The organism is Roseburia lenta (genome assembly GCF_014287435.1).
In the GTDB taxonomy this organism is placed as follows: domain Bacteria; phylum Bacillota; class Clostridia; order Lachnospirales; family Lachnospiraceae; genus Pararoseburia; species Pararoseburia lenta.
Map to the genome: position 1 here is coordinate 590,353 of NZ_JACOPG010000001.1, position 17,787 is coordinate 608,139.

25 protein-coding genes and 1 tRNA gene are annotated in these 17,787 nt (G+C 42.5%); 8 read left to right on the forward strand and 18 right to left on the reverse strand.

Going from position 1 to position 17,787, the window contains the following annotated elements; all coding sequences use genetic code 11:
- Positions 1-122 precede the first annotated feature (122 nt).
- The 5 genes from H8R94_RS02985 to H8R94_RS03005 form a co-directional block, all read right to left on the reverse strand.
- Complete coding sequence (locus H8R94_RS02985; protein WP_186853843.1) at positions 123-386, reverse strand: hypothetical protein; 264 nt, start codon at positions 384-386, stop codon at positions 123-125.
- Positions 383-586, reverse strand: a complete 204-nt coding sequence (locus H8R94_RS02990; protein WP_186853844.1) for a hypothetical protein — start codon at positions 584-586, stop codon at positions 383-385. Before H8R94_RS02990 ends, H8R94_RS02985 begins: the two co-directional genes overlap by 4 nt.
- Before the next feature lie 69 nt (positions 587-655).
- Complete coding sequence (locus H8R94_RS02995) at positions 656-859, reverse strand: hypothetical protein (protein ID WP_186853845.1); 204 nt, start codon at positions 857-859, stop codon at positions 656-658.
- Positions 856-1,077, reverse strand: a complete 222-nt coding sequence (locus H8R94_RS03000; protein WP_186853846.1) for a helix-turn-helix domain-containing protein — start codon at positions 1,075-1,077, stop codon at positions 856-858. Before H8R94_RS03000 ends, H8R94_RS02995 begins: the two co-directional genes overlap by 4 nt.
- Positions 1,064-1,363, reverse strand: a complete 300-nt coding sequence (locus H8R94_RS03005) for a helix-turn-helix domain-containing protein (RefSeq protein WP_186853847.1) — start codon at positions 1,361-1,363, stop codon at positions 1,064-1,066. Before H8R94_RS03005 ends, H8R94_RS03000 begins: the two co-directional genes overlap by 14 nt.
- A gap of 91 nt (positions 1,364-1,454) precedes the next feature.
- Between H8R94_RS03005 and H8R94_RS03010 the strand changes: the two genes are divergently transcribed.
- A complete protein-coding gene (locus H8R94_RS03010; protein ID WP_186853848.1) occupies positions 1,455-2,009 on the forward strand; it encodes a hypothetical protein in 555 nt (184 codons plus the stop codon).
- Here the strand turns inward: H8R94_RS03010 and H8R94_RS03015 are convergent.
- Both H8R94_RS03015 and H8R94_RS03020 read right to left on the reverse strand, forming a co-directional pair.
- Positions 2,004-2,201, reverse strand: coding sequence for a hypothetical protein (locus H8R94_RS03015; RefSeq protein ID WP_186853849.1), 198 nt, complete (start codon positions 2,199-2,201; stop codon positions 2,004-2,006). The genes H8R94_RS03010 and H8R94_RS03015 overlap by 6 nt on opposite strands.
- A 50-nt stretch (positions 2,202-2,251) precedes the next feature.
- Complete coding sequence (locus H8R94_RS03020; RefSeq protein WP_186853850.1) at positions 2,252-2,452, reverse strand: DUF739 domain-containing protein; 201 nt, start codon at positions 2,450-2,452, stop codon at positions 2,252-2,254.
- A 136-nt stretch (positions 2,453-2,588) separates the two neighbouring features.
- On the opposite strand from H8R94_RS03020, the gene H8R94_RS03025 reads away from it, so the two are divergent.
- The 7 genes from H8R94_RS03025 (at position 2,589) to H8R94_RS03055 (ending at position 7,489) form a co-directional block, all read left to right on the forward strand.
- Complete coding sequence (locus tag H8R94_RS03025) at positions 2,589-2,957, forward strand: helix-turn-helix domain-containing protein (protein WP_186853851.1); 369 nt, start codon at positions 2,589-2,591, stop codon at positions 2,955-2,957.
- Positions 2,958-3,025: 68 nt separating this feature from the next.
- On the forward strand, positions 3,026-3,217 hold the full coding sequence (locus H8R94_RS12475) for an ImmA/IrrE family metallo-endopeptidase (RefSeq protein ID WP_408639001.1): 192 nt from the start codon (positions 3,026-3,028) through the stop codon (positions 3,215-3,217).
- An 84-nt stretch (positions 3,218-3,301) separates the two neighbouring features.
- Positions 3,302-3,550, forward strand: coding sequence for a hypothetical protein (locus tag H8R94_RS03035; RefSeq protein WP_186853853.1), 249 nt, complete (start codon positions 3,302-3,304; stop codon positions 3,548-3,550).
- Positions 3,551-3,967: 417 nt separating this feature from the next.
- Positions 3,968-4,411: a DUF6978 family protein gene (locus H8R94_RS03040; RefSeq protein ID WP_186853854.1), complete on the forward strand. Its 444-nt coding sequence runs from the start codon at positions 3,968-3,970 to the stop codon at positions 4,409-4,411.
- Positions 4,412-4,434: 23 nt separating this feature from the next.
- Complete coding sequence (locus tag H8R94_RS03045; protein WP_186853855.1) at positions 4,435-5,193, forward strand: DUF1829 domain-containing protein; 759 nt, start codon at positions 4,435-4,437, stop codon at positions 5,191-5,193.
- A gap of 164 nt (positions 5,194-5,357) precedes the next feature.
- Complete coding sequence (locus tag H8R94_RS03050) at positions 5,358-6,476, forward strand: tyrosine-type recombinase/integrase (protein WP_186853856.1); 1,119 nt, start codon at positions 5,358-5,360, stop codon at positions 6,474-6,476.
- Positions 6,477-6,493: 17 nt separating this feature from the next.
- The gene (locus tag H8R94_RS03055) at positions 6,494-7,489 is read left to right on the forward strand and encodes a tyrosine-type recombinase/integrase (RefSeq protein ID WP_186853857.1); all 996 of its coding nucleotides are present in this window, start codon (positions 6,494-6,496) and stop codon (positions 7,487-7,489) included.
- 138 nt (positions 7,490-7,627) lie between these two features.
- Here H8R94_RS03055 and H8R94_RS03060 read toward each other — a convergent pair.
- The 11 genes from H8R94_RS03060 to H8R94_RS03110 all read right to left on the reverse strand — a co-directional run bounded on the left by H8R94_RS03060 (position 7,628) and on the right by H8R94_RS03110 (position 17,654).
- Positions 7,628-7,711 (reverse strand) — tRNA-Leu (locus H8R94_RS03060).
- Positions 7,712-7,804: 93 nt separating this feature from the next.
- The gene (locus H8R94_RS03065; RefSeq protein WP_186853858.1) at positions 7,805-9,073 is read right to left on the reverse strand and encodes a diaminopimelate decarboxylase family protein; all 1,269 of its coding nucleotides are present in this window, start codon (positions 9,071-9,073) and stop codon (positions 7,805-7,807) included.
- A 107-nt stretch (positions 9,074-9,180) separates the two neighbouring features.
- Positions 9,181-10,341, reverse strand: a complete 1,161-nt coding sequence (locus H8R94_RS03070) for an aromatic amino acid transport family protein (protein WP_158573019.1) — start codon at positions 10,339-10,341, stop codon at positions 9,181-9,183.
- A gap of 79 nt (positions 10,342-10,420) precedes the next feature.
- Positions 10,421-11,482, reverse strand: coding sequence for a HAMP domain-containing sensor histidine kinase (locus tag H8R94_RS03075; protein ID WP_186853859.1), 1,062 nt, complete (start codon positions 11,480-11,482; stop codon positions 10,421-10,423).
- Positions 11,472-12,152, reverse strand: coding sequence for a response regulator transcription factor (locus H8R94_RS03080; RefSeq protein ID WP_118280858.1), 681 nt, complete (start codon positions 12,150-12,152; stop codon positions 11,472-11,474). Before H8R94_RS03080 ends, H8R94_RS03075 begins: the two co-directional genes overlap by 11 nt.
- 14 nt (positions 12,153-12,166) lie before the next feature.
- Positions 12,167-12,670 carry a hypothetical protein gene (locus H8R94_RS03085; protein WP_186853860.1) on the reverse strand — a complete coding sequence of 168 codons (504 nt, stop codon included), beginning with the start codon at positions 12,668-12,670 and terminating at the stop codon, positions 12,167-12,169.
- 65 nt (positions 12,671-12,735) lie between these two features.
- Entirely contained in the window at positions 12,736-13,500 is a 765-nt protein-coding gene (pflA, locus tag H8R94_RS03090) for a pyruvate formate-lyase-activating protein (RefSeq protein ID WP_186853861.1), read from the reverse strand.
- A 93-nt stretch (positions 13,501-13,593) separates the two neighbouring features.
- Positions 13,594-15,846: a formate C-acetyltransferase gene (gene pflB, locus H8R94_RS03095; protein ID WP_118280855.1), complete on the reverse strand. Its 2,253-nt coding sequence runs from the start codon at positions 15,844-15,846 to the stop codon at positions 13,594-13,596.
- A 229-nt stretch (positions 15,847-16,075) separates the two neighbouring features.
- Positions 16,076-16,540, reverse strand: coding sequence for a SpoVA/SpoVAEb family sporulation membrane protein (locus H8R94_RS03100; RefSeq protein WP_118534583.1), 465 nt, complete (start codon positions 16,538-16,540; stop codon positions 16,076-16,078).
- 18 nt (positions 16,541-16,558) lie between these two features.
- On the reverse strand, positions 16,559-17,032 hold the full coding sequence (locus H8R94_RS03105; RefSeq protein ID WP_158575133.1) for a stage V sporulation protein AB: 474 nt from the start codon (positions 17,030-17,032) through the stop codon (positions 16,559-16,561).
- On the reverse strand, positions 17,022-17,654 hold the full coding sequence (locus H8R94_RS03110) for a stage V sporulation protein AA (RefSeq protein WP_186853862.1): 633 nt from the start codon (positions 17,652-17,654) through the stop codon (positions 17,022-17,024). Before H8R94_RS03110 ends, H8R94_RS03105 begins: the two co-directional genes overlap by 11 nt.
- Positions 17,655-17,787: the final 133 nt, after the last annotated feature.

The following is a 17,787-nucleotide window of genomic DNA, read 5'->3' on the forward strand; positions in this document are numbered from 1 at the left end:
CTCTCTACCAGTTCAGCCAACCTATCCTTTTTCCTCTGTTTCTGGTCCCGACAATCGCATCTTTCGCCGGGATCAAGATTGCACCCACAATAAGGGCATTCCCTAAAAAACATAATCGCCTCCTACCGTACATAGCCATCCTTGGTCATCCGATGTCTCATTTCATTGACTATCTCTTGGATGGATGCTTTGCCCTCCTTGTCGATATATGTGCTCATCGTCTCCATCTGTACGTCCTTCTTATACTCGCCGTTACAAATTGTCGTAAAAACACTCGCAGCGCCGTCTGTACAGCAGCATATGTTAATGGATATATCTCCCTGCTCACTTGCATCCATAGCAAGGTCTAAGATCCTGTGTAATTTGTATCTTGCACTTTCTTTCATGATGCCGTCCTTTCCAGATAATCTTCTCTAATGTCTTTCCAAATGTCTTCCTCACACTCCCAGCAAAACCACTGGCCGTTGTAATAGACCGCTTTATCTTCCCATATGACACCACCACACCTGTCACAGTGGCACATGGCTTCTTCCTTGCGCTCATTCTCTAAGTCATGAACCGCTTGTAATTCCCATGGTTCTTGCATAATTCTTCTTTGTCCTTTATAATTTGATTGATTGATTTTAAAGTTGCACCGCTTCGTCGGTGCTTCTTTTTATGTCTCTGACTCGTCCAGAGTCTCAATATATCTGATAAACTCTATATCTCTTGCCTGCTCAACGTTCATGTCCTCTATCACTTCTACAGCAGTTCCAAATTTGTTTATCATGTCTTGTGGCGCGTTCTTTGTTACATCTACGAACACGATACATCCAAAGAACACCACCGCGCCTAATAGAGCCAACAGAACGTCTTTCATTTTTCCACCCCTTTCTTTAGTCGGTACTCGGTAAAAGTAGTCTTTTTGCCATACCGATTTCTTTCTTCTCTGGTTATTTTTTCAAATTCGTAACCCTCTTCTTTTAGGTCGTGTATACGACTTGCCAACCGATACACACCCAACTCTTCCATGGCTTCTTTTGTTGTGATGCCAACATGATCTTTGAGGTAATCAATGATTTGTTCACACTGCGTCATCGTCTACCTCCTCATCTTCGGGGACGACCATGTCAAGTGCTTCCCGAAGATTAAACTTCGGAACATACTTCCGTGCGTTTTTATCCTTGAGCAGCTTTCGATACTTTATGTAATCAGCAACGACTCCTACGTTTATCTCGTTGTCGATAATCGCGTATGAATTGTATCTTCCCAACTCCATCTGTTCTCGTATGCCTGCTTCAATTCGGTACACCGTCTGCCTGCTCATACCAAACGTTCGGCACAATGACGATTTGTTTTGGTATATGGTAATATCGTTTTTCATGCTCTCTCCTTTCTCCTAGATTTTCATCTACTATCTGTGCTATACTGCCTGCGTAACCTTAAGTTCAATTTCTTCAAGGAGGTTCCTTACAATGTTTTCTTTTTCCCCTTTGACCACAACCAACATTATCGAAATCCTAGGCATAATCTTTTCTTCCATCGCAAGCCTTATTGCCATCATTATTTCTGTTAAAACCCTGAAACAAAATTCCAAGATGATTGAGGAATCTACGCGTCCTTATCTTGTCATCTACCAAGCCCTAACTAATTTTCAAATGCCCACATACTACTTGATTCTGAAAAATTATGGGCAATCTGGTGCTACCATCTGTTCCATTGACTGTTCACCTAATCTGGTCGACTACTCTTTATGTAATAGTCATGTTCCTTTTTCAAACTTTAGAAATGAAACCATTGCTCCAGATCAGTCGTTTGTGTGTTCCCTTGATAGAAAAAAGGTATTTACTCAACCTGTTACTTTCCACTTCACGATTACATACACTGCTAACGGTCATTTGTATTCTGATTCGTTTTCCATCAATCCAGACGTAACTGCCAATATGGTTCAAACCAGAGCATCAACCCCAGGGGAAGAACTCAAAATCATGTCATTTGCACTCCAAGATTTAGTGGAAAAACATTTATAAAATTGGTGTCTTCCTCAATCTGTCTTTCACCTCATCCAAAATATATTCAACTGTTTCTAATGTCTGGGCTTCCTGTGGAAGTTCCTGCTTTAGAACATCTATGATTTTTTCTCTGATTTCCCTAGTTTTAGAAATTTCCAACACTACTTCATTGCATATATCTGGATCATATGTGTCATACACTACTTGCATTGTGTTTTCTCCTTCCTCCTAGATTTTAGCATCCCTGGTATCTTTTTAAGTTACTCGTTGGCAAAAAAAATAGATACTGGGTCTTCAATATGCAACTCGTTAATCATAATCTGAATCTCATCGCTACCAAACACTCCATTTTTCATTTTTTCATAGAATGTTTTCGGTGTGATTCCTATTTTAATTGCCACATCTGATTGCGAAAGTCCATTTTTCGCAATGATGCCTCTTAATTCATCTGTCTTTATCACAATATCTCTCCTTTCTGTAACTTGTGAGGTTACTATAAATATATCACATTTTTGTAACTTGTCAAGATATTTTCGATTGATTTTATAACTTTTTTGTGCTATCATAAAGTTACTTCATTAGAAAGGAGTTTTCGTTATGACTATTGGTGAGCGAATAAAAGAAGTCCGAACAAGACTTGGAATAAGTCAAGTTTCCTTTGCCGACAAAATAGGCGTTTCAAAACAAACTCTATACAAATATGAAAATAACATAATAACCAATATACCATCAGACAAAATAGAAGCAATAGCAAAGGTGAGTGGATATTCTCCTTCTTATTTGATGGGATGGGAAGAACCAGAAGACGAAAATCAAACCGGCTATTATCTTAACCAAGATACAGCACAATATGCAGATTTTCTCCTGCATCACCCTGAATACCAAGTACTATTTGATGCATCACGGAAAGTTAAACCTGAGGATATAGAAAAGGCTCTCACTGCCCTCGGATTATTTAGTGAATGACATTAATGGTACATCCTATTTGCTATTATCCAAATGGAGGTATTGATATGGATAATATTAGGACTATAATGGCTGACTTGCCTAATACCATTGGCGGTTACACCATAAGGCAGGATGATTTTTACACAATAATTCTTAATCAGAATTTATCACACGAAAAAAATGTAATCACATATGCACACGAATTATCTCATATCGTGAACAATGATTTCGATTCCAGTTGTTCCGCTGGGTTAATAGAGATATTCGCACATAAATAACATTTTTATGTTATGTTATCTATTTGAGCACTGTAGCTACAGACTCAAATTGATATAATAAAATACATACAAGGAGGCTTTGTTATGAAATGTCCAAAATGTGGAAGTGAAAACGTAACCATTGAGCTTGTCCAAGCTCAAAGCAAAACAAAAAAACATGGCAATGGGTTAGGTGGTCATGTGAATAATGCTGCAAGAGGCTTGACCGCCATGTGCACCTTAGGAATGTCCAATCTCGTATGGAAAAAATCCAAAGGCAATGAAAAAACAACATTCACAAACGAAAAAGTTTGTTTATGTCAAAATTGCGGAAATTCTTGGGGCATTAAATAAAAAATCCCCGGTGCTATTAGCACCGGGGAACTACTACTGCTACATATGATACCTTGACAACTTAATACATTTACCTGGGAAGTCGAGGGACGGTTGCATCTACTCCGAGCCTGTGAAGGGGGATGATGCCAATGGTCACATACTCTGATTTATTCACTTTTGTGATAATGATATGTACTATTGTTTCGCTAGTTATTTCTTTGCTACATAAAAAATAACCGCCCTGCTCCTGACAAGAACTGGCGGTTATTTTATCAATAGTTTTTCGCCGGAGTAGATAGTGGCGGCTATCTATCGGCTTTCCTGCTAAATGTATTATAAACTCACAGTTGCATTTTTGTCAATGTGGCTGTCTCGAACTGCACAATAAAAAAAACGCTGTATTACCGAACTGGTGTTTGATTATTGGAGGTACAAATGAGTGTAACATTAACACAAACAGAAGCCGAAGAAATTTTAAAGATGTTAAAATATTCTCTGACTGATGAAATTACTTTTCCAGAAAAGGGAAACGCAACAGAATTTGACGTTAGGGGAACTACCGCCAAAGATCTATTTTCAATTAGAATATATCGTGGTAAAATTAACCGTAATAAATACGAAATTGGAGCAAGAATAAGAAAAAACGGAACTATGTTATTAGAATTACATATAAATCCAGGAAAACCACATCAAAATCCTGATGGTTCAAAATTAGTCGGCTCGCATTGGCATATTTATACAGAAGAATATGGTCGGCATTTGGCTTTTCCAGCCGAAGACATTCAATCTGAAAAATTTATAGATAATACACTGCTCTTTCTAAATAGATTTAATGTAATTGAAAAACCACGAATAAATTGCCAACTTGAATTACTATAATAAAGTGAAAGGAGTGCATAATAATGGATATAGAGAAGTATATTGATGATTATACAAATTGGCTAAAAAGTGAAATTACCTTCACAAAAATCGGTGAATATTATGAAATTAATACTCCTTTTTTAGATTGTAAAAACGATTACCTTCAATTTTATGTAAAACAAGATGGAAACAATCTGTTCTTTACTGATGACGGTTACACCATAAACGATTTAGAGGCAACCGGCTTTAAAATGACACCTAATAGAAAAAAACAATTATCCTCTATTCTTAATCAATATGGTGTTCATTTAGATCATAACGATTTAATTCTCTCTGCACCAGCAACAGAATTTGCAAAAAGGAAACATGCATTTATACAATGTATGCTAAAAGTCAATGACTTATATATGTCATCACGTTCAAAGGTTACCTCATATTTTCTAGATGATATACAAGATTTTTTTACAGAAAAAGAGATTTACTGTTTCAATAATATGCAATTTGTTGGGAAATCTGGCTATGCACATAATTATGATTTTGCCATACAGCGAACTCGCAATATGCCAGAGCGATTATGTCTTGCCATAAATAATCCCTCTCGTACTACCCTCAGTAGTACAATCTTTGCTTGGGATGATACTAAACCAGATAGACCTAAAGACTCCAAACTTATCGTTTTTTTGAATGATTCCAATAAATTAGGAAAAAATGTTGAGGATGCATTTCATAATTACGAAATCGATACTATTCGCTGGAGTGAGCGTAATCAACCGGCAAATATTCACCTATTAACTGCATAAAAAACCGCCCCAGTGCTACCAACACCAGAGCGGTCAAGCCTTTGTATGATACAAATGCCCTTCAAACAAGCATATTGTATCATTCTTAGGCAGCCATACGCAAGCGGAACAATTGTTCTTTGCAGGCTGTTATTTTTGTACACTTTTTTAAGGAGGATGATACTATGTGGACTGAAAAAATGAAGAATGGAAAAGTAAGGTTTGTAGAACGTTACATAGAGCCTCTGACAGGGCAAACGAAGAAAGTTTCGGTAGTATTCGATAAAAATACCACTGCAACACGAAAACAGGCTACAGAGGTCTTACAGGCACGTATCAATGATGCACTGTCCTCTACGTGTCTGTATGTAAAGCAAGACAACCTTACCTTAGAGGAGTTGGTTGACCTGTATCGGTCATACCAACAAAATGCGGTGACTGCATCAACATACCGGCGCAATTACTACGCAACCGAAACCATGTTAAAACTTCTCGGTGCAGACACACTTGCGAAAAACCTTTCTGCAGGTTATGTGAAGTCAAGAATAATTAAGAAAGATGACGCACCATACACTGTAAATGAACGTATTCGACGATTCAAAGCAATGATCCGATGGGGTTATGAGAATGATTTTATTTCAGATATCAAATACCTGGACAAAATCAAACCTCTACCAGATAAAGAGGCACGCGAAAAATTGGAGCATAAATTTTTAGAGAAATCTGATTTAAAATGTTTGCTCGATGCAATGAAGGTAAAACACTGGTACTATCTAACCTCGCTAATGGCTCTCTCTGGCCTACGCGTTGGTGAAGCATTAGCATTGACTATGAATGATATTGATTTCAAAGAAAAGGTCATTCACGTATCTAAAACATACGATACCGTGAACCACAAGGTAACTTCGCCTAAAACTGTCACTTCTAATCGTGATGTGTTCATGCAGCCGGAACTCGAAAAGTTATTGCATGAAATACGAAAAGAAACCAATAAAAGAAAAATGCTCTATGGATTTCGTAGTAATCTTCTATTCTGTGACAGGAACGGAGATTACCTGCGCTACTATTCATTCAATAAATATTTAAAAGAAACATCTATTGCTACACTTGGGAGACCTATTACGACGCACGTATTGCGCCATACACACGTTTCACTGCTTGCAGAGGCTGGTGTTCCACTAGAGACAATTACAAGGCGCGTAGGGCACGAAGACAGCGATATAACAAAGAGGGTTTATCTACACGTGACCGAAAGAATGAAAGAACGCGACAATGAAATTGTATCAAGAGTATCACTAATTTAATTTGGGGGAGTTTTAACATGGAAGCAAAGACTATTCTAATCAATAAAATTATCACAAAGATGGGACCGGTACTGCAAAGCGATCAGCTCGACTATCTCTACAACATACTAACGATTTCATTACATGATTATGATGTTACACAAGAAAAGAACGAAATCATAGAATACGACGATTTCGACCGTTTTCTTTGTGAACAATATTACGCATCATTGAAAGTTGAGGGAAAGTCGCCTAAGACGATTGACCGGTACATGGAGCAGTTGCGTCTTATGATGGAGTGGGTTCAGAAGCCGTTAAAAGAAATCAACTCAGAGGATATACGATACTACCTTGCGCTCTATCAGCAAAGAAGAAAGATAGCAAGTAGCACACTGGATGGAATGAGACGTTGCATCTGTGCCTTTTATTCGTGGGCGGAATTTGCAGGCTACATAGATAAATCTCCGGCACGAAGAATAAAACAGATCAAGTTTCAAATCAAGAAAGAACCTGCGCTGACTTCTGGTCAGATAGAAAAAGCTATGATTAATTGTAAATCCATTCGCGATAAAGCAATCATATCGTTTATGTATGAGACAGGAGCTCGCGTGTCAGAAGTGGCAGGGGTAAAGTTATCTGATATAGATTTTAATGAACGCACGGTACTGATCCATGGAAAAGGCGGAAAAGACCGTATCTCATTGTTCACAGACAAGTCTGCAATGTATCTGGAAGAATATTTGATGAATAGAGATTTGACGATAAGCGCCTTATTTGAAAGTAAACAAAAAGGACATGCGCTGAGTGCTGCAGGTATTCGTACTATGGTTCATGGAGTCGGGGAACGCGCCGGCATAGAACGGTTGCATCCACATAGGTTCCGTGTCAGCCGGATAACACACTTGGTTGATAGGGGGATGCCTTTACAAGATGTGCAAGAACTGGCAGGGCATACTTCCATCAACACCACTAGAGGCTATTATAGGAACACATTGGACAACGTAAAATACTCATATCTAAAAGCAGCCCAATAATCGTGGGGCAAAAATGGGGCAAAATGGGGCAAAAATGAGTGATTTTTTTGAGACAGTCTGATACAGTAAAAAACCCCGAAACCCAATATTTTCAATGGTTTCGAGGTTTTTTATTACATACGTTATCTTTTAAAAAAGTGCCGGCGGTGGGACTTGAACCCACACGAAGTTGCCCCCGCAAGATTTTGAGTCTTGTGCGTCTGCCAATTCCGCCACACCGGCTCGTTGATACTATGGCTATGCGCCATCAACGAATAATAGTTTATATCAACATGATAAGATTGTCAATCTCTTTTTTCATCTTTTTCAGTCTTTTTAAACAAGTCCCTTGATGATATCGAAGCAGTCAAAAGTTGCGAAATAATCCTTCGGTGTCTCTGCACGACGAATCAACTGGTAAGAACCATCCTCCTTCAAAAGCACCTCAGCAGACTTTAACTTACCATTGTAATTATATCCCATCGCGAAGCCATGTGCTCCCGTGTCATGGATATAGAGATAATCCCCCATCTCCACCTGTGGCAGCATACGATCAATGGCAAACTTGTCGTTGTTCTCGCAAAGAGAACCTGTCACATCATACTTGTGGTCACATGGTGCATCTTCCTTGCCCAGGACTGTGATGTGGTGATATGCGCCATACATTGCCGGACGCATCAGATTGACCGCACAGGCATCCACGCCGATGTACTCCTTATAGGTATGCTTCTCATGAATTGCCTTTGTTACCAGCGCTCCATACGGTCCCATCATGAAACGTCCCATCTCTGTGTAGATGGCAACATCTGTAAGACCAGCCGGTACTAAGACTTCATCATAGACACGATGTACGCCCTCACCGATCACGCGGATATCATTCGGTGTCTGATCCGGTCTATAGGCAATCCCCACGCCACCGGAAAGATTGATAAAGGAAATCTCAATACCGGTCTTTTCTTTCAACTCGACTACAAGTTCAAACAAAGTCTTTGCCAAAGCCGGGTAATAATCATTCGTCACGGTATTGCTTACCAAAAAGGCATGCAGGCCAAAACGCTTTGCACCTTTATCGCGCAGGATCTGGTATCCCTCGAAAAGCTGCTCTTTAGTCATGCCATACTTGGCATCCCCCGGATTATCCATGATCCCATTAGAAATCTCATAGACACCGCCCGGATTGTAACGCAAACTGATCGTCTCCGGAATGTGTCCGATCGTATCCTCTAAATACTGAATATGGGTAAAATCATCCAGATTGATGGTCGCACCAATCTCATCGGCATAGACAAACTCCTCTGCCGGTGTATCATTGGAAGAAAACATGATCTCTTCCCCGGAAAACCCCAATTCTTTGCTGAGCATGAGTTCTGTCAGGGAAGAACAGTCTGTCCCACATCCATACTCCTGCAAGATCTTGATCAGAAAAGGATTCGGATTGGCTTTCACTGCAAAATATTCACGAAATCCCGGATTCCATGCAAAAGCCTCTTTTACTGCCTGCGCATTGGCACGAATTCCCTTTTCATCATACAAATGAAACGGGGTCGGAATACTTTTCACGATCTCTTCTACTTTTTCTTTTGTTACAAAAGGTGTTTTAGCCATGTCGATCTCCTTCATCTATTCTGTATAAATATGCATTTTTTGTCTGAGAAAATAATAGCATGAATTCCGGGCAGTGTCAAAATTATTTACAAATCTGATGCCGGATTTTAGTACACTTTTGCCAATGCACCAATGGTCGCAAAGAGCGTACTGACCACAACAAGGATCTGAAATGGTAAAGTGCCCCAAACACCGCAGATCGGCGCATTCTTTTCCCTTCTTCTGGAACGGTTGTAGGAGATGATGATACCCACGCCTGTCAATACCTGTACCACACTTGCCAAACGGGTAAAGCCTACAAAACTGGATACGCCCACCAGTGCGATCAAAAGACACGGCACACTGGATACCAGCCATGAGACCTTGACATTCCACTTGGTCTGCTCATGCACGATGTCACGCAGATTTAAGGTATTTGCCCAGAAAGACGTAGACAAAGCCAAAAGGGAGAAGATATAACCGATGATGCTGACCCAGCCGCCCAGATGTGCGGACAGATCCACCAATGCTCCGTTTTCCGAAATATCCGATCCAGCCCCCAGCAATGTCATAAAGGTGATCAAAAGGATCAAGCCCGTATTGATCCCTGTTCCTGCCGCGATGGCTCCACGGATCCGTTTGATATCGCCCTGCAATCCCTTTACCACCTGTGGCACCGACATCACGGCTGACAGGGAGAAGGAGATCATACTGTAAAGTGCGACCAGATTGGTCGTCGCAATAAACTTGGTCGGCAGTGGGCTGATCTCGGAAACCAGCGTTGCTACGAACAAAATGCCGATAACCGCCACCATGGAACCGACGGAGATCTTTTCACAGATACCGACCAGTTTCATGCCAAAGTAGATCACACTGGCAGCCAGTATGTAATAAAGGATCATGCCTGCCCAGTTAGGCAGACCGAACCATGCATGAAATACGGCTGCTGCTCCTGCAATAAAACCACTGACATTGAGGACAACGGACAATCCCAAAAGTCCGAATGCCACCCATGTAGCAAATTTCTTGAAACGTCCAACAAACAGTTCGTTTTCAAAACATTTGATAAACTGCGCGCCCCCATTATTATAGGAAAGTTCTGCGATCATATAATGCATGATCAGATTGATCAGATATGCCACTGCAACGATCCAGAGCATATCCTTCCAGTCATTTCTGGACGCCAAAAAAGGAACCGACAAAATGCCGGATCCCACGCCATGTCCGACGATAATACTGGTCGCCTCAAAAAAGGTCAGTCTCGCCTCTGTCTTAATTTCTTTTGTCATAATACCCCACCTCTCATTTTGTACCTTTCTTTGTACATTATAGTAAAAAGAATACCATCCGGCAGGGGTATTTACAACCTTAAAGTTCGACCGTAAATGTGCTCCCTTTTCCCGGCTCACTCTCCACTGAAATCTTGGCATCCAAAAGTTCCACAACACGTTTTACCATGGCAAGTCCCAGTCCATTTCCCTTGGAAGTATGCGAAGTATCTCCCTGATAAAACTTATCAAAAATACGGCGGACAACCTCCTCGCTCATGCCACAACCATTATCCTTCACAGAAACCAGGGCACCATTTTCTCCATATTTTTTCATTGAAATATCGATCGTGCCGCCTTCTTGTGTATATTTGATGGCATTGCTTAACAGGTTGTTCCACACGATAGATAAGAGGCTCTCATCGCTTACAATATAAACTCCCTCGTCCAGATCAATATTGACCTCTAATTCTTTCTCATCAAAAGGTTCATCGAAAGCGATAATGCACTCTGCCAGTTGTTCATCCAGACAGAAACGTTCCTTCTCAACGATGGCCTGACTCTCCATCTTATTCAAGCGCAAAATATTCTGGACAAGACCGGACAGACGCTCCGATGACTCCACGATCGTATGAATGTACTCCTTTTTTTCTTGCTCCGTCAAATGTTGACTTTCTAACATCTGGGCATAATTCTGTATGATGGCGATCGGTGTCTTGATCTCATGCGATACATTCGCGATAAAATCACTCTTTAAGGTCTCATTGGCGGCAAGTTCTGTCACCATGATATTAAAATCTTCGATCAGGACTTCCATCTCATCCCGTTTGCCATCTCCACGCTGTGGCAGAATACGAACCGTAAAATCTCCGCCAGCCACACGCCTGGCTGCACCGCGCAACTCCTGTATAGGCTTTGAAAAGGTCATACGATAGTTGATCTTGGTGAAAAGCATGGAAACTGCGGCCAAGAATATGGTATTTAAGATCAATGCCACATAAATGCCCCAATTTCCCAGCGTGGAAAGGGCATGGTTCTGATACAGACCAATGCCGGCGAAAACACATACTGTCTGCACCACAAAGACCATGAAAAACTCTCTCCAGATCGGACGCTTGGCATCAATGCGCAGATCTTTCGGTTCCTCGTAACTAATCTTCACTATGTATCACCGCCTTATAGCCTAGTCCGCGCACCGTCAGGATCTCCACTTCCTTAACAGCAGAGATCTTGTCACGGAGTTTTGTAATGGAAACGTCTACCGTTCTCGGATTACTCTCACTGTCAAAGCCCCAGAACTCATCCATCAACTGCATACGGGTAAAGGTCTTTTTGGGATAGGAAAGCATTTTAAAGAGAATCTGGAATTCCTTTACCGTAAGCGGAAGTTCCTCTCCCTCGTAATAAGCCATAGTCTCTTCTTCCTTTAGAACCAGATTGCCCGCCTGCAACTGCTTTTCGGTCGCAATATCCGCTCTGCGAAGCAAGGCTTCCACGCGCATCACAAGTTCCACCAGATCGATCGGTTTTACCATATAATCATCAATACCGATATCATATCCTTTTTTCTTGGAGGCAATATCATCTTTTGCTGTCATGAAAAGGATGGGCATCTTGTCATCAAAAGACCGCACTTCTCTGGCAAACTCATAACCATCCATCTGCGGCATCATAATGTCAGAAACAATCATATCAACTTTGGTCTTCTCCATGATATCAAAGGCCTGAATTGGATTTTCCGCACGCTTTACCTCAAATCCTTCCTCACCTAATTTTTTGCTCACGATAAAATTTAATTTTGTATCATCTTCTACAACAAGTATGGTAATCATGTATCTTAGCCTCCTTAGTTTCCGAGAATCCGGTCAGCCTTTTCACAGGCTTCATATATTTTGTCATACAAAGCGTTTTCCTCTGCCGCATAATCGTCTTTGTGCCGATCCGATTCCCAGTTGTAAACAACCATCGCCATGGCACAGACAATAAACCCTATGATTTCAAAAATGGTAAACAGTATCATGTGTCGGTAGGATATCGCGATGACCGATGCGATCAGCCAGCCGGCACCAATCAATCCAGTCATAATTGCGAACATCACCGGTGTCAGACTCTTTTTCTGCTCATATTCCTCAATCGCCATAAGCGCATCCTCCATCTTGCGTTGCTCTGCCATCAGCCGGTTACGCTCACGTACATTGCGCGATCTGCGCATATGGATGCACTCATCTTTTCCTCTTGTATTTCCCATTACTTCCCAACCAAAGGCTTCGTAGGACTCCCTGCATAGACCCGCAAGGCTTTTTAAGATGGTCACATTGACATATTCGTATTTTGTAAAATCCTTTTCCATGCGTTTCCCTCTTCTCTCCCCATATCTGCCATACTAGTATAGTTTTGTTAATAATACATTAAAGACTAGGCTATGCCAAGCAATTTCTTGGCGCGTTCTAACTGCTCCTTTGTCGGTGGTTCGGCATCTTCCAGACCGTAAGACAGTCCCAGTTCCTTCCATTTGAATACGCCAAGTGTATGATATGGCAATATTTCCACGCGGTCTACCGTTTTTAAGGAAGCCACAAAATCCCGTAATGCCAAAAGATCCTCTTCCTGATCCGTCACACCCGGCACAAGGACATGACGGATCCACATTACCTTCCCATGGTCAGATAAATATCTTGCCATCTCTAAAATATTAGCGTTATCCTGTCCGGTCAATTCTCTGTGTCTTTTTGCATCCATCTCCTTGATGTCCAGCATGACAAGGTCGGTCACTTCCATCAATTTCTCAAACTTTGAAAAGAAGGGTTCTTCTGTCGTAAAAGGATTCCCGGATGTATCAAGGCAGGTGTGGATACCCTCTTTTTTTGCCAGTGTAAATAATTCCAGTAGAAAATCAATCTGTAAAAGGGCTTCCCCACCACTAACCGTAATGCCACCATTCTTTTTCCAGTATGCTTTGTAGCGTTTTGCCTTTTCGAGCACATCTTTCGCCCGCTGCCAGTTTTCCCCCTCTTTGGGCGCATCCATACTGCCACAGGCTTTTGCCCAGGTATCCGGATTGTGGCAATATTTGCACCGCATCTGACAGCCTTTCAAAAAGACGATATAGCGCACGCCCGGACCGTCTGCCGAGCCAAAACTTTCCACGGAATGAATGTTTCCCAAAATTTCTTTTTCCATATTTTCACCTTTTTCTAAGAAAGCCGCGAGATATGAGATCCCGCGGCCTGCTTCTACCTAGACTTTACTTTTATCCTTTTCAAAGGATGAATGTTACATATGATCGTGACAAGTTCTTGCGATCACATCCATCTGCTGTTCCTTGGTCAGGTCGATAAACTTGACTGCATAACCGGATACACGGATGGTAAAGTTTGCGTACTCTTCCTTCTCCGGATGTTCCATCGCATCGATCAGTTTTTCCTTGCCAAAGACATTGACATTCAGATGATGTGCTCCCTGATCGAAGTAGCCGTCCATAACCTGTACCAGATTATCCACACGCTCCTCCTCGGCATTGCCAAGTGCTCCCGGATTGATGGTCTGGGTATTGGAAATACCGTCCAGCGCCCACTCATATGGGAGTTTGGTCAGAGAGTTCAAAGATGCCAGCAGACCGTTCTGCTCTGCTCCGTAACTTGGATTTGCTCCCGGAGAAAGCGGCTCGCCCGCCTTACGTCCATCCGGCATAGATCCGGTTGCCTTACCATAGACCACATTGGATGTGATGGTAAGAATGGATGTGGTCGGGATACTTCTGCGGTAGGTATGATGTCTCTTGATCTTATCCATAAAAGTCTTTAAGAGCCATACGCCGATCTCATCGGCTCTGTCATCATCATTACCGTATCTTGGGAAATCGCCCTCGATCTCGTAATCTTTTGCAAGACCATTTTCATCACGAATGACCTTGACCTTGGCATACTTGATCGCGGACAAAGAATCAATCACATGTGAAAATCCTGCAATACCGGTTGCAAAAGTACGTTCCAAATTGGTATCCATGAGTGCCAGTTCGGCTGACTCATAGTAATATTTATCATGCATGTACTGGATCAGGTTCAGTGTATTGACATAGAGATCTGCCAGCCATTCCATCATGTCGTCATAGCGTTCCATGACCTCATCATAATCCAGATACTCTGATGTGATCGGACGATACTTTGGTCCGACCTGATCGCCGGTCTTTTCATCCACACCGCCATTGATGGCATAAAGCAGACATTTTGCAAGGTTGGCTCTGGCTCCAAAGAACTGCATTTCCTTACCGGTACGTGTTGCAGAAACACAGCAGCAGATGGCATAATCATCGCCCCATTCCGGCTTCATGGCATCGTCATTTTCATACTGGACAGAACTTGTCGCAATGGAGATCTTGGATGCGTATTTCTTGAAGTTCTCCGGCAGTCTGGAAGAATACAATACTGTCAGGTTTGGCTCCGGTGCCGGTCCCATGTTCTCTAAGGTATGCAGGAAACGATAGTCTGTCTTTGTCACCATAGATCTGCCGTCTACACCCGTTCCTGCCACGTCCAGTGTTGCCCATACCGGATCCCCGGAGAACAACTGGTTGTAAGATGGGATTCTGGCAAACTTGACCATACGCAGTTTCATGGTAAAGTGATCGACCAGTTCCTGTACTTCTTCTTCTGTGATGATGCCCTTATCCAGATCTCTCTGGAAATAAATATCAAGGAAGGTAGAGACACGTCCTACAGACATGGCTGCACCATTCTGGGTCTTGATGGCTGCCAGATAACCAAAGTAAAGCCACTGGATCGCCTCTTTTGCATCCTTTGCCGGTCTGGAAATGTCATAGCCGTAAATGGCTGCCATCTCTTTCATGCCTTCCAGTGCACGGATCTGCTCCGCGATCTCCTCGCGCAGACGGATGACTTCGCCCTTCATGCTGCCACTGCCGCATTTTGCCTTGTCTTCCTTTTTCTCCTCGATCAAAAAGTCGATACCGTAAAGCGCCACTCTACGATAATCGCCGACGATACGTCCGCGTCCATAAGTATCCGGCAGACCGGTCATGATCTTATTGTGGCGGGCCTTTAACATTTCCGGTGTATATGCGTCAAACACAGCAGTATTATGTGTCTTGTGATACTTGGTAAAGATTTCCTTTAACAAAGGATCTACTTCATAACCATAAGTCTCGCATGCCTGCACCGCCATCTTGATACCGCCATATGGCATAAAAGCACGTTTGAGTGGTTTATCTGTCTGAAGACCAACGACCTTTTCCAGATCCTTGAGGTCTTCATCAATGTATCCCGGACCATAAGCGGTCAGACCTGAAACCACCTTGGTCTCCATATCAAGCACGCCGCCCTTGGCACGTTCTTCTTTTTGCAATTTCTGAAGTGCATCCCATAAACGGTTGGTCGACTCTGTCGGACCTGTCAAAAAGTCCTCATTACCTTCGTACGGTGTGTAGTTATCCTGGATGAACTGGCGGACATTGATCTCTTCCTTCCAAAGTCGTCCATCAAATCCGTCCCATTCCTTCATTTCTACCATTGTGTTTGCCTCCTATTCTAGTAAACAATTCGTTCCTTATAACTTGAGTTAGGCTTTTCTAACTCTCGTTAATTTTATAACAAGATTTTGAAAAAAGTGCAAGTTTTTATTTAGATACAATCTTTGCACATGTTTTTCATCTTGGCGCGTTTTTCATTATACAGGAAGTGCGGCACAATATCTAGTGGTTTTTATAAATTTATAACTACAATTTATGGTATTTTTTCAATCACATACCAAGTGTCGTCATAAACCAGTAGATCAAACCAAGGATCCAGGACGAAAAAATCCCATACAGGATCACCGGCCCGGCGATCTGAAAGATCCTGGCACCGACACCAAAGACATGTCCTTCAACCTTAAAACCATGGGCGGTAGCCGCTACACTGTTGGCAAAGCCCGTGATGGGAACCAATGCTCCCGCACCGCCAAAACTGGCAATGACCGGGTAGATCCCCGTGCCTGTCAAAAGGGCACTTAGGAATACAAGGGTCAGACTGCAATAACTTGCCGCCGTCTGATCGTCCAAGCCATATTTTTTTCCTATGTTGATGATGCACTGCCCCAAAAGGCAGATCAGTCCGCCGACCAAAAAAGCTTTTGCCATGCGCAGCCAAAGATTTGCCTTTGGCGTCACACTCTCCACATAGTCATTATAAGTCTCATTGATCTGCTCTTTTTCTTCCTGTTTCATTCTCTTATCACCTCATTTTTATGAACTTGCATATGAAAAAATAAAATACCAGAGGCTGCCTGCCAGCTTTCCCAGAGCAATGGCAAGGATGGCAAAAGACAGCCCCATTTGCAGTTTTACCCTGCGAAAGAGTATGGGAAACATATTTAAGATCTCTGCCAGCGCCATTGCCTGACAGCCCACATAAATACCAGCACAGATGCCGATCAAAACCAATGCCAGCAGTCCCAGCCCTTTTGCAAAAACTCTCCCGGCTATCCCCTGGCAAAAGGAGAAAAGCACAGGGCTCGGTTCAAAAACCGATAAAAGGCAACCACTCAGGCTTCCTAAGATGATGACATTCTCCCAATGCATGGTATCTTTCGCCAGTTGCAGCCTTGCGATCATACGCGAGACAAACCCCAAGGTCGTGAGCAGGGCAATCACACCGGCTGCCGTTGCGCCTCCAAAGATCAGCCCTGCGACAATGATGACCGTCCTTTTAAGAAACATCCAGATTTTCTCCTCTCCTTGCCCCATTCTCTATGATCGCAGTATCTACATCCTTCTCATACTTGCGCATTTCCACCTGGATCGGTGTCGGATCATGGGTCAATTTCTTCTTGCCAAAATGGTTATAAAAGAATAAGATTCCCACCGCAAGTCCGATCGAATATGCAATCTCCAGCGGACTGACCGCAGGCTTTTTGCTTCCCATGACCTGCAAATAAAAACGGTCAAAGAGTTCCGTGATACTGATATCGTTGTGAAATGCCATGATGGCAAAGGCTGCTCCGACAAAGAGCAGTACGCAAAGGAATCCCGTCTTTGCCCCTTGCATAAAGGGCTCCGGCTCCTTGCTCCGATACTCCATGATGACATCGGTTTCGCCCAGACTCACCACAGTCAGTTTAGGATAAAAGCTGTGGATCTCCTCGACCACCTTGGTAATGGATACAGGCATATTGCCCGGATGTTTGAAATGGTAAACGGCATGTGCCTTTACCCTCGCTAATATATCACTGTTACTGCACTCTATCCCGCCCAGATCCTTGATGTAAAAATCCGCTTCATAGCGCAGGGCAGACCGGTCTAATTTGATATAGAGGGTCTCGTTGTTTCCATCATATCCCATCTTGCCATCATTCCTTTCCTTTTCTAACTATTGTTTCCAGTTTTTCCGGCTCTATGCATTTTTTACAAAAGAAAAAGACCTGTCAGACTGACAGGTCTAAAGCCATTTGGGACACTCCTTGTGGCAAAAGGAA

Excerpts from the sequence above, each read along its gene's own strand:
- H8R94_RS02985 (WP_186853843.1), bottom strand. The coding sequence starts at position 386 with ATGAAAGAAAGTGCAAGATACAAATTACACAGGATCTTAGACCTTGCT.
- H8R94_RS02990 (WP_186853844.1), bottom strand. The coding sequence starts at position 586 with ATGCAAGAACCATGGGAATTACAAGCGGTTCATGACTTAGAGAATGAG.
- H8R94_RS02995 (WP_186853845.1), bottom strand. The coding sequence starts at position 859 with ATGAAAGACGTTCTGTTGGCTCTATTAGGCGCGGTGGTGTTCTTTGGA.
- H8R94_RS03000 (WP_186853846.1), bottom strand. The coding sequence starts at position 1,077 with ATGACGCAGTGTGAACAAATCATTGATTACCTCAAAGATCATGTTGGC.
- H8R94_RS03005 (WP_186853847.1), bottom strand. The coding sequence starts at position 1,363 with ATGAAAAACGATATTACCATATACCAAAACAAATCGTCATTGTGCCGA.
- H8R94_RS03010 (WP_186853848.1), top strand. The coding sequence starts at position 1,455 with ATGTTTTCTTTTTCCCCTTTGACCACAACCAACATTATCGAAATCCTA.
- H8R94_RS03015 (WP_186853849.1), bottom strand. The coding sequence starts at position 2,201 with ATGCAAGTAGTGTATGACACATATGATCCAGATATATGCAATGAAGTA.
- H8R94_RS03025 (WP_186853851.1), top strand. The coding sequence starts at position 2,589 with ATGACTATTGGTGAGCGAATAAAAGAAGTCCGAACAAGACTTGGAATA.
- H8R94_RS12475 (WP_408639001.1), top strand. The coding sequence starts at position 3,026 with ATGGCTGACTTGCCTAATACCATTGGCGGTTACACCATAAGGCAGGAT.
- H8R94_RS03035 (WP_186853853.1), top strand. The coding sequence starts at position 3,302 with ATGAAATGTCCAAAATGTGGAAGTGAAAACGTAACCATTGAGCTTGTC.
- H8R94_RS03040 (WP_186853854.1), top strand. The coding sequence starts at position 3,968 with ATGAGTGTAACATTAACACAAACAGAAGCCGAAGAAATTTTAAAGATG.
- H8R94_RS03045 (WP_186853855.1), top strand. The coding sequence starts at position 4,435 with ATGGATATAGAGAAGTATATTGATGATTATACAAATTGGCTAAAAAGT.
- H8R94_RS03050 (WP_186853856.1), top strand. The coding sequence starts at position 5,358 with ATGTGGACTGAAAAAATGAAGAATGGAAAAGTAAGGTTTGTAGAACGT.
- H8R94_RS03055 (WP_186853857.1), top strand. The coding sequence starts at position 6,494 with ATGGAAGCAAAGACTATTCTAATCAATAAAATTATCACAAAGATGGGA.
- H8R94_RS03065 (WP_186853858.1), bottom strand. The coding sequence starts at position 9,073 with ATGGCTAAAACACCTTTTGTAACAAAAGAAAAAGTAGAAGAGATCGTG.
- H8R94_RS03070 (WP_158573019.1), bottom strand. The coding sequence starts at position 10,341 with ATGACAAAAGAAATTAAGACAGAGGCGAGACTGACCTTTTTTGAGGCG.
- H8R94_RS03080 (WP_118280858.1), bottom strand. The coding sequence starts at position 12,152 with ATGATTACCATACTTGTTGTAGAAGATGATACAAAATTAAATTTTATC.
- H8R94_RS03085 (WP_186853860.1), bottom strand. The coding sequence starts at position 12,670 with ATGGAAAAGGATTTTACAAAATACGAATATGTCAATGTGACCATCTTA.
- pflA (WP_186853861.1), bottom strand. The coding sequence starts at position 13,500 with ATGGAAAAAGAAATTTTGGGAAACATTCATTCCGTGGAAAGTTTTGGC.
- pflB (WP_118280855.1), bottom strand. The coding sequence starts at position 15,846 with ATGGTAGAAATGAAGGAATGGGACGGATTTGATGGACGACTTTGGAAG.
- H8R94_RS03100 (WP_118534583.1), bottom strand. The coding sequence starts at position 16,540 with ATGAAACAGGAAGAAAAAGAGCAGATCAATGAGACTTATAATGACTAT.
- H8R94_RS03105 (WP_158575133.1), bottom strand. The coding sequence starts at position 17,032 with ATGTTTCTTAAAAGGACGGTCATCATTGTCGCAGGGCTGATCTTTGGA.
- H8R94_RS03110 (WP_186853862.1), bottom strand. The coding sequence starts at position 17,654 with ATGGGATATGATGGAAACAACGAGACCCTCTATATCAAATTAGACCGG.